Source organism: Janibacter sp. FSL W8-0316 (genome assembly GCF_038004165.1).
Taxonomy (GTDB): Bacteria; Actinomycetota; Actinomycetes; order Actinomycetales; family Dermatophilaceae; genus Janibacter; species Janibacter indicus.
Map to the genome: position 1 here is coordinate 2317456 of NZ_JBBOQX010000001.1, position 16083 is coordinate 2333538.

General features: G+C 73.1%; 13 protein-coding genes. 7 read left to right on the forward strand and 6 right to left on the reverse strand.

Annotated elements, in window-relative coordinates:
- Positions 1–23: 23 nt before the first annotated feature.
- Together NYE39_RS11370 and NYE39_RS11375 are read right to left on the reverse strand one after the other, a co-directional pair.
- The gene (locus tag NYE39_RS11370) at positions 24–1328 is read right to left on the reverse strand and encodes an MFS transporter (protein WP_341012730.1); all 1305 of its coding nucleotides are present in this window, start codon (positions 1326–1328) and stop codon (positions 24–26) included.
- Positions 1325–1972, reverse strand: a complete 648-nt coding sequence (locus NYE39_RS11375; RefSeq protein ID WP_341012731.1) for a helix-turn-helix domain-containing protein — start codon at positions 1970–1972, stop codon at positions 1325–1327. Before NYE39_RS11375 ends, NYE39_RS11370 begins: the two co-directional genes overlap by 4 nt.
- Positions 1973–2319: 347 nt before the next feature.
- On the opposite strand from NYE39_RS11375, the gene NYE39_RS11380 reads away from it, so the two are divergent.
- The 6 genes from NYE39_RS11380 (at position 2320) to NYE39_RS11405 (ending at position 10167) form a co-directional block, all read left to right on the forward strand.
- Complete coding sequence (locus NYE39_RS11380) at positions 2320–3525, forward strand: endonuclease/exonuclease/phosphatase family protein (RefSeq protein WP_341012732.1); 1206 nt, start codon at positions 2320–2322, stop codon at positions 3523–3525.
- 152 nt (positions 3526–3677) lie between these two features.
- Positions 3678–6272, forward strand: a complete 2595-nt coding sequence (locus NYE39_RS11385; protein ID WP_072623346.1) for a circularly permuted type 2 ATP-grasp protein — start codon at positions 3678–3680, stop codon at positions 6270–6272.
- On the forward strand, positions 6269–7354 hold the full coding sequence (locus NYE39_RS11390) for a transglutaminase family protein (protein WP_164513540.1): 1086 nt from the start codon (positions 6269–6271) through the stop codon (positions 7352–7354). The genes NYE39_RS11385 and NYE39_RS11390 overlap by 4 nt, the downstream gene beginning before the upstream one ends.
- A 10-nt stretch (positions 7355–7364) precedes the next feature.
- Complete coding sequence (locus NYE39_RS11395) at positions 7365–8192, forward strand: patatin-like phospholipase family protein (RefSeq protein WP_072623347.1); 828 nt, start codon at positions 7365–7367, stop codon at positions 8190–8192.
- Positions 8189–9217, forward strand: a complete 1029-nt coding sequence (locus tag NYE39_RS11400) for a 1-acyl-sn-glycerol-3-phosphate acyltransferase (protein ID WP_341012733.1) — start codon at positions 8189–8191, stop codon at positions 9215–9217. Before NYE39_RS11395 ends, NYE39_RS11400 begins: the two co-directional genes overlap by 4 nt.
- Complete coding sequence (locus NYE39_RS11405; protein ID WP_192911224.1) at positions 9214–10167, forward strand: alpha/beta hydrolase; 954 nt, start codon at positions 9214–9216, stop codon at positions 10165–10167. The genes NYE39_RS11400 and NYE39_RS11405 overlap by 4 nt, the downstream gene beginning before the upstream one ends.
- A 67-nt stretch (positions 10168–10234) precedes the next feature.
- Here the strand turns inward: NYE39_RS11405 and pheA are convergent, their stop codons facing one another.
- The 3 genes from pheA to NYE39_RS11420 are packed head-to-tail and all read right to left on the reverse strand — an operon-like array spanning position 10235 to position 12847.
- Positions 10235–11167 carry a prephenate dehydratase gene (pheA, locus tag NYE39_RS11410; protein WP_192911225.1) on the reverse strand — a complete coding sequence of 311 codons (933 nt, stop codon included), beginning with the start codon at positions 11165–11167 and terminating at the stop codon, positions 10235–10237.
- Positions 11168–11198: 31 nt separating this feature from the next.
- Entirely contained in the window at positions 11199–11606 is a 408-nt protein-coding gene (locus NYE39_RS11415; RefSeq protein ID WP_072623351.1) for a DUF4446 family protein, read from the reverse strand.
- Positions 11603–12847, reverse strand: a complete 1245-nt coding sequence (locus tag NYE39_RS11420) for a glycosyltransferase 87 family protein (RefSeq protein WP_226282832.1) — start codon at positions 12845–12847, stop codon at positions 11603–11605. Before NYE39_RS11420 ends, NYE39_RS11415 begins: the two co-directional genes overlap by 4 nt.
- A 54-nt stretch (positions 12848–12901) precedes the next feature.
- Here NYE39_RS11420 and NYE39_RS11425 point away from each other — a divergent pair, with 54 nt between their 5' ends.
- Positions 12902–15169, forward strand: coding sequence for a hypothetical protein (locus NYE39_RS11425; protein ID WP_226282834.1), 2268 nt, complete (start codon positions 12902–12904; stop codon positions 15167–15169).
- Here the strand turns inward: NYE39_RS11425 and NYE39_RS11430 are convergent.
- Positions 15151–15807, reverse strand: coding sequence for a hypothetical protein (locus NYE39_RS11430; RefSeq protein WP_192911227.1), 657 nt, complete (start codon positions 15805–15807; stop codon positions 15151–15153). The genes NYE39_RS11425 and NYE39_RS11430 overlap by 19 nt on opposite strands.
- Positions 15808–16083 lie beyond the last annotated feature (276 nt).

Consider the following 16083-nt stretch of genomic DNA (forward strand, 5'->3'; position numbering starts at 1 on the left):
CGGGTCGAGGTATCCGGGTCCGCCTATTCGGTCGTGGGCACCTCGGCTCGGCCGGCAGGAGCGGCCTCAGCGAGCGAAGGGCGGCGACGTTCGGCGCGCAGGGCCGGCAGCAGGCACCAGACGCCGCCGAGACCGAAGACTCCCGCAGCCGCCATGGCCATGGGGGTCGAGGTCGCGTCGGCGAGCAGGCCCGCGAGCGGCAGGGTGATGGCGGTCGAGCCGAAGGCGCACATCGACGCCAGCGAGAGCACGGTCGCACGGTTGGTCGAGGTCGCCTCGCGGTGCAGCAGCGCGCTGTAGGCAGGGCCCTGCATGCCGTGGCCGGTGTAGGCGAGCAGGTGCGCGACGACGAGGCCGACAGGCCCGACGGCCAGAGCCATCCCGATCGTCAGCACGCTGTGGACGACCCGGCCGAGGATCGCGGCGCGCGCCACGCCCCAGCGGGCAGAGGCGCGACCGCACAGCCAGGCGCCGACGGCGAAGACGACCCAGGCCCCTGCGGCCAGCGGGCCCATGACGACGCCCGCCCGCTCCTCGCCGCCGAGGAGCTCAGCCATGCGCACCGGGGTCAGCGACTCCATCGAGATCATCGCGGTGCTCCAGAAGACCTCGAGCAGCACCAGGCCGCGGAGCACGGGGTTGCCGCGCACCAGCCGCAGACCCGAGGCGATGACGCCCGGCGTCTCCCGGGCCGAGGTGGCCGCCCGGGCCCAGCCGGTCGAGTCGAGGTGCGTCACCGGCTCGCGGAGCAGGACGACGACTGCGACGAGGTGGAGCACCGAGAGCACGAGGCAGATGACAACCGGCAGCCACAGCGCCGAGTGCGACCCGATCGGGTGCCACGCGACGAGACCGCCCGACAGCAGCGCCCCGCCCGCGATCGCCAGCCCGAGGATCGAGGTGGATCGCGAGAGGTCCTGGTCGACGTCGGCACCCGGGCGGGTGGCGTGCACCGTGTCGACGTACCAGGCCTCGAGCGGGCCGGAGTCGAGGGCGCGGAAGACGCCGGTGAGCACCGACGCGACGACGAAGGCGGTGAAGGAGTGGGCGACCAGGAGCGCAACCATCGCGGCGACATTGGCCAGCGCGGCGGCGATGAGGACCGACCGGCGACCGAGCGCGTCGGCGAAGCCGGAGGTCGGCAGCTCCAGCGCGACGACCGCGACGCCCATGACGGCCGAGGCCGTGAGGGCCTGCGGCAGGGTCAGGCCGCGCTCGAGCTGCCACAGGACGAGCAGCCCGACGACGAAGCCGATCGGCAGCCAGCGGGTCGTCGTCAGGGTGAGGAAGACCCGACGGGCGGCGAGGGGGGAGAGGGGCTCGGTCACGGGTCTCGAGACTCCTTCGTCGCACCGCCCACGCGGCGCGTGGGACCCAGACCAGCGTTGGTGGTGTCCCAGGGCGCCTCGTCGTCGGCGGGGAAGCTCGAGATGACGACGGCGTAGCGGCGCTGGTCGTCGGCGAGCTCGCCGGGCGTGGGTGGGTGCTCCGCGAGGACCTCCCACATGAGGTCCTCGAAGCGCGAGAGGATCTGCGCCGCCTGCTCGGCGGTCACGGGGACCTGGAGGTCGCTGATCGAGGTGACGGCGCGCCACTCCTCACTCTCGCCCCCTCGACGGACGGCGGCGCCTTGCATGCGGCTCGCGAGCTGGGTGACCGCCAGCTGGTGGAAGGCGTCGGTGGCGTCCCTCCCTTCGTCCGTCGTCACCGCGTCGTCGCGGACGGAGGTCGCCATCGTGCTCGCCCGCCACCAGCGGTCGCGGTTGTTGCCGAGGTCGCTCGCCTCCTCGACGAAACCGTGCTCCGCCAGCTGGCGCAGGTGGTAGCTCGTCGCGCCCGAGTTGAGCTCGAGGCGGCGGGCGACCTGGCTGGCCGTCGCCGGACCGAGCGTGCGGAGCAGGCCGAGGATGCGCATGCGCACCGGGTGGGTCAGCGCGCGCAGCTGGGTGACGTCGGGGGTGACGGGGTCCATGGGAGGCAGCGTAGACCGCAAAGCGTTCTTTGCAAAGAGATTTTTGCGATTGGCGTAGGTCGAGGTGTGACGAAGGAGCCTCGAGGCGTGGTGGCGTACGCGGTGGTGTCACGGGGTCTCGAGGCTCGGCCGCGGGCGGCCTCGCACCTCGACCAACGTGTGGGCGGCTTCGCACCCCCAAGCGGAGCGTGGGACCCAGACCAGCGTGGTGTCACGGGGTCTCGAGGGCCTCGCTGGCGCTCGGCCACCTCGACCAGCGTGGGAGTGGGTCTCGACCAACGTGGGGGGAGGGAGGTGTTCGTGTGCACGACAGGCGGTGTTCTCCCTTCGGGCCTAGCGTCGGGCGCATGACGCCACGCATCTGCCGGACCGCCGCGCTCGCGGGGGCCGCCGCCCTCGCCCTGACCTTGGCCGCGCCGGCCGCCGCCCGCCCCGGACCCGAGGAGGTGCGCTTCGCGACCTTCAACGCCTCGCTCAACCGGGCCACCGAGGGCCAGCTCGAGCAGGACCTGTCGACCGGGGCCAACGAGCAGGCGCGCAATGTCGCCGAGACGATCCAGCGGGCCAACCCCGACGTCGTGCTGGTCAACGAGTTCGACTACTCCCGCAAGGCCGCTCGCCTCTTCCGCGACAACTACCTGGCGGTCGGCCAGCGCGGCGCCGACCCCGTGGACTACCCATACCACTACATCGCGCCGAGCAACACGGGCGTGCCGAGCGGGCACGACCTCAACAACGACGGGACCGTCGGTGGTGGCGACGACGCCTACGGCTTCGGGCTCTTCCCCGGGCAGTACGGCATGGTCGTCTACAGCAAGTACCCGATCGACACGCGCAAGGTGCGCACCTTCCAGCAGCTGACGTGGCAGTCGATGCCCGGCAACCGCATGCCCACCGACTACTACTCGCCCGCCGAGCAGGCCGACCTGCGGCTGAGCAGCAAGAGCCACTGGGATCTGCCGATCCGCATCGGCACCCGGACCGTCCACCTCCTCGCCAGCCACCCGACGCCGCCCACCTTCGACGGGCCCGAGGACCGCAACGGCCGGCGCAATGCCGACGAGATCCGTCTGTGGGCCGACTACGTCTCCGGCGGCAAGGACGCGCGCTGGATCCGCGACGACGAAGGGAGGCGAGGTGGCCTCCCGCGGGGTGCCAGCTTCGTCATCGCCGGCGACCAGAACGCCGACCCCGACGACGGCGACAGCACCGACAACGCGATCCACCAGCTGCTCGACCACCCGCGGGTCAACACCTCGAAGACGCCGACGAGCCGCGGCGCCGTCGAGGCGAGCGAGCAGCAGGGCGGGATCAACGACGAGCACGTCGGCGACCCGGCGCAGGACACCGCCGACTTCGCCGAGCCGCCGGGCAACATCCGCGCCGACTACGTCCTGCCGAGCAGCGACCTGCCGATCCGGGACGCGCGGGTCTTCTGGCCCACGAGCGACAGCCCGCTGTACCGGCTCACCGGCAGCTACCCCTTCCCGACGAGCGACCACCGGCTGGTGTGGGTCGACACGACCGTGGGGCGGGGGCACGGCCGGGGCTGACCCCCCTTCACCGTTGGTCGAGGTGCGACGAAGGAGCCTCGAGACCCGGTGGCGTGTGCGCGCGACGTCGCCAGGTCTCGAGGCTCGGCCGCGGCCGGCCTCACACCTCGACCAACGTGAAGGTGGGTCGTGCGGCGCGTTAGTGTCGCCACATGTCCGCAGCGGCCAGCGCAGAGACCTCCTCAGGCCTGATCGACGACTACCGCGATGTCGTCACGAGCAGCGACGGCGTCGATGAGCTCGTGACGCTCGAGGGGGTTCGTGAGGCCTCCGAGCCGCTCGCCGACCAGGTCGGCGGGGCCGGGCTGACGGCGCTGCTCGCGGCCCGAGCTGCGGCCCGCCGCTTCGTCGCCGACGACGGCATCACCTACGGCGCGAGCATCACCCCCGACGAGGACGCGGCCGCCGAGGGCCGGCAGATCCCGACCGAGCCGCGCGAGTGGGAGCTCGACCCGCTGCCGCTGACGTTCGGCGCCGGCGAGTGGAGCACCCTCGAGCAGGGCGTGCGCCAGCGGGCCGCGCTCCTCGACGCCGTGCTCACCGACCTCACCGGCGAGCAGCGGCTCGTGCGTGACGGCGTGGTCCCGGGGGCCGCGGTCTACGGCCACGACGGCTGGCTGCCGCAGGCCGACGGGATCCAGGTGCCCGGCCCCCGCCAGCTCGTCATGCCCGCGATGGACCTCGCCCGGGATCGTAACGGCACCTGGCGGGTCTTCGCGGACCGCACCCAGGCCCCGAGCGGCGCCGGCTACGCGATGGCCAACCGTCGGATCATCGCGCGCGTCCTGCCCGACCTGCACCGCCAGGTCGACCTCGCGCGACTGCGCGGCTTCTTCTTCCAGGTGCAGAAGGCGCTCGTCGCCGCCGCCCCGCAGACCGACGACGTCCCGCGCGTCGTCATCCTCACCCCCGGCGCCCTGAGCGCCGCGGCCTTCGACGAGGCGCTGCAGTCCACCGTGCTCGGTGTGCCCGTCGTCGAGTCCGAGGACCTCGTCAGCCGCGACGGGCGGATCTGGATGCGCACGACCTCCGGGCTGACCCCGGTGGACGTCATCATGCGGCGCGTCGAGGGCGATGCCATCGACCAGCTCGACCTGCGCGGCGACTCGCGTCTCGGCCTGCCCGGCCTCGTCGAGGCCGCCCGGCTGGGCAATGTCTCGGTCGTCAACCCGATCTCCTCGGGCGTCCTCGAGAACCCGGCGCTCATCCCCTATCTGCCGCAGATCTGCCGCCAGGTCCTCGGCGAGGACCTGCTCCTCGCCTCCACCCAGACCTGGTGGGCCGGCGACCCGACCCACCTGAGCCACATCGTCACCCAGCTGGGCAGCCTCGTCGTCAAGCCGGCCTCCCGCAGCGGCGCGACCAACTCGATCTTCGGCTGGCAGCTGAGCGCCCAGGAGCGCGACGACCTCGCGATGCGCATCCAGGCGGAGCCCTGGCGCTGGACCGCGCAGGACCCCCTGACGATGTCGACCGCCCCGGTCGTCACCGCCGGCGGCCTCGAGCCGCGCCATGTCGTGCTGCGCACCTTCGCCGTCGCCGACGAGGAGGACTACGCCGTCATGCCCGGCGGCCTCGGCCGCGTGTCGGTGCGGGCCGACTCCGGCGAGATCTCGAGCCTCACCGGCGCGATGAGCAAGGACGTGTGGGTCCGCGTCGACAGCGAGACCCCGCGCACCGAGGGCGAGGTCCTCCCCGTCTCGAGCCTGCTCGAGGGCACGAGCGCGGCCGGCTATGCCGCACCGGCCCCCCGTGTCGCCGCCGACCTCTACTGGATGGGCCGCTACGCCGAGCGCGCCGAAGCGGCCGCCCGCCTGCTGCGAGTCGCCGACAACCTCGTCGACGACCACGCCGCCCGCCCCGGCACGACCGGCCACGCCGCGATGCTCGCGATCCTCGGGGCGGTCACCGAGGTCATGGCCGTGCGCCCGGGGTTCATCGGCGAGGAGGCGCAGGAGCGCCGGGCGGACCCGCTGCCGCACCTGCGCGAGCTGACGCTCGACCCGCGGATCGTCGGGTCGGTCGCCTATGCCACCCACCGCGCCGTCATCGCCGCCCAGGCCGTGCGCGAGAGCCTGTCGCTCGACACCTGGCTGGTCATGTCGCGCCTCGAGCGGACCCTGCAGCACGCCCTCCCCCAGGACGACCTGCAGGAGCTGCTCATGGAGACGATCGAGGGTCTGCTCGCGCTCGCGGGCATCGGCGTCGAGTCCCTCATCCGCGACCCGGCCTGGGCCTTCGCCGATGCCGGCAAGCGCGTCGAGCGCGCCCAGCAGACGATCCGGTTGCTCGCCTCGGTCATCGCCGTCGAGCGCACCCCCGTCGTCGAGGGCACGACGACCGAGGCAGCCCTCCTCGCCGCCGAGTCGGTCATCACCTATCGCCGTCGGCTCACCGCGGGCCTCGGCGGGATGTCGGCGCTGCAGGCCGCCCTCGACCTGCTCCTGCGGGACCGGACCAACCCGCGTTCGGTCGCCTTCCAGGTCGACCGGCTCGTCGAGGGTCTCGAGCTCATCGACGACGAGGCCGCGCTGCCGCAGGCGCGGGCCATCGTCGACCAGATCGCCGGGCTCGACCTCGATGCGCTCTTCGCCGACAACCGCACGCCCCTCGTGCGCACCCTGACCCGGCTCGGCACCGACCTGCGCGAGACGCACCGGTCCATCGACCGGGCCTACTTCCAGCGCAAGACCCCGGGCCGCAACGTCCAGTGGGTCCAGTGGAACGGTGGGGAGGAGTCGTGGTGAGCACCGAAGAGCAGCCTGCCGACGAGCAGCCCCCCGCCGACGAGTCCACGCCTGACGTCGTCAAGCCGAAGGGGGAGTCCTCCGTCCCCGAGCGGCCGCCGGCTCCCGAGCCGGTCGCCACCGGCGACCCCACGGTCCCCGTGATCAAGCCGGAGCACCACACCCTTCGTCAGTACGAGGTGCGCCACCGCACGACCTACACCTACGAGGAGTACGTCACCGACTCCTTCGGTCGGGCGCTGCTGCGCCCCAGGGAGACCGGGCAGCAGCGCGTCCTCGAGCACCGGGTGGAGATCTCGCCGGAGCCGCACATCCTCACCGAGCACGTCGACCACTTCGGCAACCACTCGAGCTTCTTCGAGGTGCGCACGCCGCACACGGTCCTCGACGTCAACAAGGTCAGCCTGATGGAGATCGAGTGGCCGGCCCCCGACATGGAGCGGCTGGGCCAGTGGACCGTCGCCGAGGCCGCCGAGCTGCTCGCGGCGGGTGAGGGCATCGACCGCGCCGAAGCCGCCCAGTACCTCCTGCCGTCCGCGCTCGTCGAGATCGCGCCCGAGGTGGTCGCCTACTCGGCCGGCATCCTGCCGCCGGACCGGCCCTTCGGCGAGGCTCTCGTGGCGCTCTACGCCGACATCTACCGGGACTTCCGCTATGCCAAGGGCACGACGAGCGTCAAGACGACGCTGCCCGAGCTGCTCGCCCAGCGCGAAGGCGTTTGCCAGGACTTCGCCCACCTCGCCGTCGGGTGCCTGCGCGCCGTCGGCATCCCCGGGCGCTACGTCTCGGGCTACATCGAGACCCGACCGGCGCCGGGCAAGGTCAAGCTCCAGGGCTCCGACGCCTCGCACGCGTGGGTCGCGGCGATGACGCCCGACGGCGACTGGGTCGACCTCGATCCGACCAACAACCACTTCGCCGACTCGCGCTACATCGTCACGGGGTGGGGCCGCGACTTCCGCGACGTCTCGCCGCTCAAGGGCGTGATCTTCGGCGAAGGGGGTGGCTCCAGCCTCAAGGTCGGCGTCGACGTCATCCCCCAGGACGGCTCCGACCCGCGGGCCGACACCCCCGCCCAGTAATCTGACGCCCATGTCCACGACCGCCTTCGTCCTCGGCGGAGGCGGTGTCCTCGGAGCGACCCAGGTCGGCATGCTGCGCGCGCTCCTCGCCGCGGGCATCACCCCCGACCTGGTCGTCGGCACGAGCATCGGCTCGGTCAACGGCGCCTTCGTCGCCGCCGACCCCACCGCCGACGGCGTGGCCCGGCTCGAGGAGCTGTGGCGCGACGTCGTCCGCTCGGGCGAGATGAGCGAGAGCCCGGTCCGTCAGGCCGCGCGCTTCGCGCGCCACGGCACCCACGTCATGCGACGCGGGCTGATCCCCGGGCTCGTCGAGCGCCACCTCGGGGTCGACCTCATCGAGGACCTGTCGGTGCCCTTCCAGTGCGTCGCCGCCGAGATCGAGAGCTCGGCGTCCCGGTGGTTCACCGCCGGGCCGATCGCGTCGGCGGTCGCGGCGAGCTGTGCGGTGCCGGGTCTCTTCGCGCCGGTCGAGATCGACGGGGCGCACTACTACGACGGCGGGCTCGTCCACTCGATCCCGGTGGGGCGGGCGATCGCCCTGGGCGCCACCGAGATCCACGTGCTGCAGGTCGGCCGGGTCGAGCAGCTGCTCTCCGCGCCGACCAACCCGCTCGACGTCGGTCTGGTGGCCTTCGAGATCGCGCGGCGGCACCGCTTCGTCGAGGAGATCGCCGAGGTGCCCGACTCGGTGCGCCTGCACGTGCTGCCGAGCGGCACCGACAAGGCGCCGACCACCTCGGTGCCGCTCGGCCGGGGCACCATGGCCAAGGTCGAGGACCGGATGTCCCGGGCTTTCGACGCGACGAGCGCCTACCTCGACGGGACCACGCGATGAGGATCAGTGCCCTCCCTTCGCTCCCGGCGCCGCCGCTGTGGCTGCGGATCGTCCTGCAGGCGGTCTACCCCCTCTTCGGCATCGTCATGTCGCTGCTCTTCCTCGTGCTCGTGCCCTTCCTGCTGCTGCTGTGGCCGTGGGACCGGCACCTCGCGCTGCTGCGCTGCCTCTTCCTCACCGTCTACATCATGTGGGAGGACATCGGCCTCGTCGTCGAGTGCTGGTACCTGCGGCTGCGCTCGCCGCGCGGTACGAGCCCGACGTGGGACGCCGACCACCTTGCCCTGATCCAGCGCGCCCTCAACAACGTGCTCTACACGGCCAAGAAGGTCGTCGGCTTCCACATCGAGATCGAGGGTGAGATGACCGTGGGACGCCCCGGCCACCCGCTCGTCGTCATCTCCCGGCACGCCGGCCCCGCCGACTCGCTCGCCATCGCCTGGCTGCTCGCGGGCACGGCCGGGCGGATCCCGCGGATCGTCCTCGCCGACGCGATGCTCTGGGACCCGGGCATCGCGATGGTGCTGCAGCGGCTCGACTCCTACTTCGTGCCCTCGCGCTCGGGTGCCGGCGACGACCGGACCAAGGGGGTCGCGACGCTCGCCTCGAGCCTCTCGTCCAAGGACGCGATGCTTATCTTCCCCGAGGGGCGCAACTGGACCCGCGAGCGGCACGAGGACCAGCTGCGCCGGCTCAAGGCGGCGGGCGAGGCCGACCGGCTCGCCACCGCGGTCTCGAGGCCGTGGGTGCTCGAGGCCCGCTCCCGCGGCGTGGCGTCGATGCGTCAGCACGCGCCTGACGCCGATGTCATGGTCATCTCGCACACCGGGCTCGACATGATCTCGGGGCCGGCCGCGGTGATCCGGGCCGTGCCCTTCCGCAACCGGCTGCTGATCCGGGGCCGCACCTATCGCAGCGAGGACGTGCCGACCGACGGCGACGCGGTCGCCGAGTGGCTCGACGCGCGGTGGGGCGAGGTCAACCACTGGGTCGACACCCGGATCAGCGGGCGCGAGCACCTGTGAAGCCGTGGTTCCCGCCGACGGTGAGCTCGGTGGCCGTGGCCGCGGCGGGCGAGGCGGACAACCGCGTGCACCGGTGGCCGCTCACGCCCCGGATCACCCGCTGGCTGCGGACGAAGGGTGCTGACGCCCGCCTTGCCGGATTTGAGGCGGATCGCGCTGCCCTGGGGGTCGAGGTCGCGCGCGATGTCCGCGGTGACCTGGTGCTGACGAGTTTGCATTGCCGTAGGGCAATGCGAACTGAGGGGGCGTGGGTGCTGTGGGTGCACGGGGGCGGCTTCTGCTGGGGGTCGGCGCGTGACGGGACCGGGCTGCGGCTCGCGGCCGGGCTCGGGCGCCCGGTCGTCTCGGTCGAGTACCCGCTCGCGCCCGAGGCGCGCTTCCCGGTGGCCATCGAGCACTGCCTGGCCGCCTACGAGGCCGGGGTGCGCGAGCGCGGGCCGCGCGTGCTGCTCGGTGGCGTCTCCGCCGGTGCCAACCTGGCACTCGGTGTGCTGCAACGGATCCGGCAGCGGCGTGCGACCGGCGAGGACCTGCCGCTGCCGCTCGGGGTGGTGGGGTTGACCCCCTTCGGAGACTTGGCAGGGGAGGGCGACTCCTATCGCGTCAACGAAGGGCGCGATGCCTACCTGCGCTGGCGCGGGCAGCAGGAGCGCTTCGCGCGGGCCTATGCCGGGCGGGCCGACCTGCGCGACCCGCTCGTCTCCCCGGTGCACGCCGACTGGTCGGGCGGGGAGCTGCCACCGGCGATCTTCACGACCGGCACGCGCGACCTCTTCCTCTCGGACACCGCCCGGATCCACACCGCGTGGCGGGCCGCCGGTGGCGACGCGGATCTCGTGCTCGCCGAGGGGATGTGGCACTCGTACCTGTCCGACGCACGGCTGCCCGAGTCGGCCGCGCTCATGGCCCGGCTGCTCGACTGGTGCGAGGAGCTGCTGGCGCGGGAGTAGGCGCTCGCGGTCGGGTCGGTCGGTGGCGGATGTGCTCGCAGCCGGGGTGACCTCCCGAGTCAGCCCGTCAGCCCCCGAGGTGCCGCAGCCGGTCGAGCCACTCCCGTGCCGCGACGAAGGCCGCGTCGCTCGTGATCGGGTCGACCGAGATCGGGGTGCCGGCGGCGGCCGGGTAGGACCCGAGGAAGCGCACGTCGGCACACACCCGGTGCAGGCTCATCAGCGCCGCGCCCACCCGCTCGTCCTGCACGTGCCCCTCGAGGTCGATGGAGAAGCAGTAGGAGCCCATCGACTCCTTCGTCGGCCGCGACTCGAGCCGGGTCATGTTGATCCCGCGGACGGCGAACTGCTCGAGCAGCTCGAGCAGCCCGCCCGCGCGGTCGCTGCGCTGGTAGAGCACGACCGTCGTCTTGTCGCGTCCGGTGGACGCCGGGAGCCAGTCCGGCCGGGAGACGACGACGAAACGGGTCACCGCATTGGTCATGTCGCCGATGTCGTGCCCGACGACCTCGAGCCCGAAGTGCTCGGCCGCGATCGGCGCGCACACCGCGACGTCGTAGCCGACCTCGCCCGGGTGCTCGGCCAGGTCCTTGGCCGCCGACGCCGTCGACAGCGTCGGGACGTAGATCGCCTGCGGCGCAGCCTTGCCCGCCCACCCGCGCACCTGAGCCCACGCATGGCTGTGGGTGCCGATGGCGCGCGCCGCGGCCAGCGTGGTGCCCGGCCGGGCGCACGCGACGAAGGTGATCGGCACGAGGACCTCGCCGACGATGACGAGCGGGTCACCCGAGGCGAGGGCGTCGAGGGTGGCCGAGACACCCCCTTCGACGGAATTTTCGATCGGGACGACCGCCGCGTCGACCTCGCCCGAGCGCAGCGCGTCGAGGGCCGCGTCCACCGACCCGAGCGGCACCTGCTCGTGCTCCGCGTCGGCCACCCACGACAGCAGCGCCTCCTGCGTGAAGGTGCCCTCGGGGCCGAGGTAGGCGTAGCGGGTCATCTCTCTCCTCCTGGTGACGGACGAAGGGGGGTCAGGCGTCCGGTGACCCGGTGCGGGCCGCGGCGAGCGCCTGGCGCTCCTCCGGGGTGAGCGTGGCGTCGGCATCGCCACCGACGACGCCCTTGGCGTAGGTCCGCGACTCCCCGCGGCCGTGGATGCTGCTCACGACGAGGCCGTCGCCGGCGTCGTCGATGATCGCGGCGGAAAAGGACAGCCGCCCGCCCAGGTCGCCGAAGGCGTCGTAGCGCACGACGGCCACGTGACGCAGCGCCTGCGCGATGTCGTGGCGAAGGGAGGCGAGGTCGCCTTCGCCGACGGGGGAGCGGTGCTCGAGCTCGGCGACCCGTGCCGCGAGCCGCCGGGTTGCAGCGAGCGCGCCGGCGGCGAGCGCCAGCGCGACGACGAGCCCGCACAGCAGGGCGATCTCGACGGCGGTCATGGCGTCACCCTAGGCGCTGCCTCCGGCTCCGCGGCCGTCATCTCACGGTCGCTGCGCCGCACCGCCCACGCGAGGAGCACGAGGACGACGACGCTGCCGATGACATTGCCCTCCTGGAGCAGGTCGCCGACCCAGCGCGGGTCCCGGTCGGCGCGCACCCACAGCACGCCCCAGAAGGGCAGGGTGCAGACGAACCACGCGACGACGACGGCGGCCGCGGCGACGCGCGGCCAGTCCGGCTGGCGCCAGCGCACGACGCCTGGGCCGAGGATCGCCGGGACGATGACCATGATCCAGTGCAGGTGGTGCACCCACGAGACCGGCGAGAGCAGGAAGCCGGCGAGCCCGACGGCCGCGACCTCGGCGACCCAGTCGCCCTGGCGGTGCGCCCGGCGGGCGACCCAGTAGACGGCGACCCCGACGACGAGCAGCCACGGCGCCCACGCGAGCAGCAGCTCGGGGCCGTCGAGGCCACGCCGCAGGAGCGTCGCGCGGAAGGCCTGGTTGGCCGACCCCTCGTTGGGGCCCAGCCGGGTCGGGTCCGACAGCGCCCCGCCCCAGAAGGCGAAGGAGGCCTGCGGCAGGAGGAACCACGCCGCCAGCGAGACGAAGGTCGCCGTCCCGATGGCCCATCCGGCCTCGCGCCACCGCTTGCCCACGAGGTAGTGGATGACGAAGACGCCCGGCGTCAGCTTGATCGCCATGGCGAGACCGACGAGCACGCCCGGTGGCACCGTCATCAGCCAGCGCTGCCGGGGCCGCTGCAGGTCGAGCAGGCAGGCGAGGACGAGGAAGGCGTTGACCTGGGCGAAGCGGATCCCGTCACCGACCGGCTGGGTCCACAGGAAGCCGGCGGCGACGACCCCGACGAGCACCGGAGCCCACACCCCGACCCGCTCGCGCAGCCGGTACCAGGCGAACCAGACGATCGCGACGTCGGCAGCCAGCTGGGCGATGGTCCACCCCCAGGCCGCGACCTCGAAGGGGACGAAGGCCAGCGGGACCGACAGCAAGGCCGCGATCGGCGGGTAGGTGAAGGGCAGCAGCTGCGGCGGCTGGGTCATCTGCGCGTAGATGTCGCGCCCCTGCAGCACCGACAGGCCGCCCTCGCGGTAGACCTGCACGTCGACCTGCCACTGGTCCTGCGGGAAGAAGACGAGGAACTTCGCCACCGGCCAGGCCGCGACGAGCACGAAGAGGACGACCCCGAGGATCAGGTGGGGTCGGCTCAGGCGGCGCATGTCGCCATTGTGTCCGACGCCTGCCCGCCCGGCCCGGATCACTACGGTGGGTCCATGGCCAGCGGACGTCACCCCCTTCGTCCCCGGGGTGCGCCCGCCCTGCTGCTGGCCCTGCTCGTCCTCGCCGGTCTGGCCGCGCCGCCGGCCTCCGCCGCCCCGCAGGACGAAGGGGGACCCCGTGACGTCGTCGTCATCGGCGCCCCCGGCCTGTCGTGGAGCGACGTGACCGAGGAGGGCGCGCCGGCGATCACGAGCTTCGCGAAGGGGGCGGCCCTGGCCAACCTCAACGTGCGGTCGACGTACTTCACGTCGTGTCCCAGCGATGGCTGGCTGGGGCTTTCTGCCGGGACCCGCGCGGCCGAGCCGCGCGACGTGACGCGCGCCCAGCTGCGCGCCGATCCGCGGGCGCTGCCGACGTGCAGCGCCCTGCCGCAGGTCGACAGCTCGTCCGACCTCACGACCGTCGAGATGGACCCGCAGTATTGGGCCGACCTGTCGCAGCGGATCTCCCAGCAGGGCTTCGACGCGCAGATCGGGACGCTCGGCGAGACCGCCGAGGAGGCGGGCGTTTGCGTCTCCGGCAGCGGACCGGGGTCGGTCCTGGCCGTCGTCGACCACGCCGGCGGCGGCTGGTCCGGGAGGGCGGGGATCAACGAGCCGTGCCCGATCACCCTCGTCGGCGCGCCCCCGATCTCCGTTCCCTCCCCCCGGTCCCTGAGGAGCGACGAAGGCGATGTCCTGAGGAGCGACGAAGGCGATGTCCTGAGGAGCGACGAAGGAGCCTCGAAGGGAGCCTCGAAGGGAGGCGTCCGGGCCCAGCAGGTCGCGGCGGTCGACCGCACCGTCGCCGACGTCGTCGCGTCGGTCGACGGCGACACGGTCGTCATCCTCGCCGGCCTCTCCGACGACGGCGGGAAGCCCGGGCTGCGGGTGCTCGCGATGCACGGCGCCGACGTCGAGCCGGGCTGGCTGCACTCCGACTCGACGACCCGCGACGAGATGGCCCAGGTCGCCGACGTCACCCACACGACGCTCGCGCTCGCCGGGCTGACGCCCCCCGACAGGGTCACCGGCCGGATGCTGGTGCCGGTCCCCGACGACGGCGCCTACGAGGACCGGCGCGCCTCGCTCGTCGACGACGACGCCCAGCTGCGCGCGGCCGACGAGGTCATCCCGCCCTTCTTCCGGGGCTTCGGCCTCGGGCTCGCCGGGCTGCTCGTCGTCGCGGGCCTCGGCGGGGCGCTGGGCCCGCGGTCCCGCCGCCCCGTCGTCCGCCGCGCCGTCGGCGTCATCGCCCTGGCGGCGATGGCGGTGCCCGCCTCGACCTACCTGCTGACGCTCACCCGGTGGTTCGACACGCCTTCTGCCATGGGCGGGTTCGTCCTGCGGCTGGCCGTCATCGACCTGGCCCTGCTGGCGCTGGTGCTGGTGGTCGTGCTGCTCGTCCAGCGGCGCTGGCCAGGTGACGAGGGAGCGTCGGGCGGGCCACGGCGGGCGGCGCTCGTCGCCGTCGGGACCGTCGCCGGCGTGACGTGGGGTCTGCTCGCCGTCGACCTGCTCCTCGGCGGGCGCATGACGATGCTGTCCGTCCTCGGTCTGCTGCCCCTCGACGGCGGCCGCTTCCACGGCTTCGGCAACGTGCCCTTCGCGATCTTCGTCGCGGCGGCCTTCTTCCTCATGGCGGCGCTGGCCTCCCCCTTCGTCGCGGCGGGGCGCCGGCGGACGGCTGCGCTGGTCGTCGCGGTCGTGGGGGGCGCGACCTTCGTCGTCGACGCCTGGCTCGGAGCCGACGGCGGGGGCGCGCTCGCGCTCATCCCGTCCGTCGGCTACCTCGTGCTGGCCGTGGCGGGGGTCCGGCTCGGCTGGGGCAAGGTCCTGGCGATCGGGGTCGCGACGGTCGTCGGCTTCCTCGCGATGGCCGGGCTGGACTGGCTGCGGCCCGAGGAGTCGCGCACCCATCTGGGCCGCTTCTTCGGCAGCCTGCTCGCTGGCGACGCGTGGGGGATCCTCGTGCGCAAGCTCGAGACCAATGTCGACCTGCTCCTCGGGCCGGAGCGGACCGCGCTGCTCGTGCCGGTCGTCCTCGTCGCCGTCATCTGGGTGCTGGCGCGGCCGGACAGCGCTGCGGGGCAACGGATCCAGCCCGTCCTGGCGGCATACCCGGCCCTGCGCGTGGGGCTCATCGGTCTCGTCGTCGCGCTCACCGTGGGCTTCCTGCTCAACGACTCGGGCACGGCGATCCCGGCCGCTGCCGCGCTCGTGCTGGGCCCCGCCCTCGTCGTCCTGTGGATCGGGTCAGCGCGTCAGGGAGCCCGCAGCTGACGGGGGTAGCAGGCGTTGTCGAGGTCGTCTCCGCTCAGCCACGAGAACTCGACCGCGCACCATGCCTCGGCGTCCTCGCGGGTGGTCAGCCATCCGGGGTCGACGATGGTCATCCAGATCTTGTCGTCGTCGGCTCCCACGGTGCTGCCAAGATCTTCGGCCTTGAGCAGGTAGACGTCGGCCCAGGCGTAGGTCGACTCGTACCCCTCGTGCAGCTGGAGGATGTCGGGGAGTCGGAAGACGTGCGACCCGCTGCTCGTGACCTGGCGGTCGTCACGGGTGCCGTCCTGCTTGGCCGAGAGGCTCACCGCCCAGTCGCCGTCGGTGTCGAGCCGGGCGAGCGACTCGTCGCGCTTGTCGCTCAGCTGCTCGGCCGCACTCGGCGGTGCCGCGGTCGTCGTCACCGTGGTCGGGGGCGGCGGCGTCGCGGTACTCGTCACGGTCGTCGTGGGCGGGGGTGTGGCGGTCACGGTCGTCGCCGGCGTCGAGGTCGAAGGGGGCCCGGCCGCGGGCTCGCCGTCGGGGCCGAAGAACCACAACGCTGCACCACCCGCACCGAGCAGCAGGACACCGGCAGCGACGGCAGCGACGATTGCGGTCCAGGGCGGGCCGCCGTGCGAGCCGGGGGGTGGGGCCATCGAGGCCCCCGCTGTCGGTGCACCTGCAGAGGGCGTGACCGGGAGTGGACCTGGGCCCGCGGGCGGCGTCGGCTGCACGATCCAGTCGTCCCACGAGGTCTCGGGCGACGGCTGCGGCCAGCCCGGGCCGGGGTCGAGTGCTGCCTGGGCACGGGTTGGCTCGTCGTCCTGCCAGAAGCGACCGGCGTCGTCCGTGCCACCATCGGTCGCCATGCGGACCCCGCACCCGGGGCAGAAGGCCCCCGTGCCCGTCGTCCCGCACGAAGTGCACTCCAT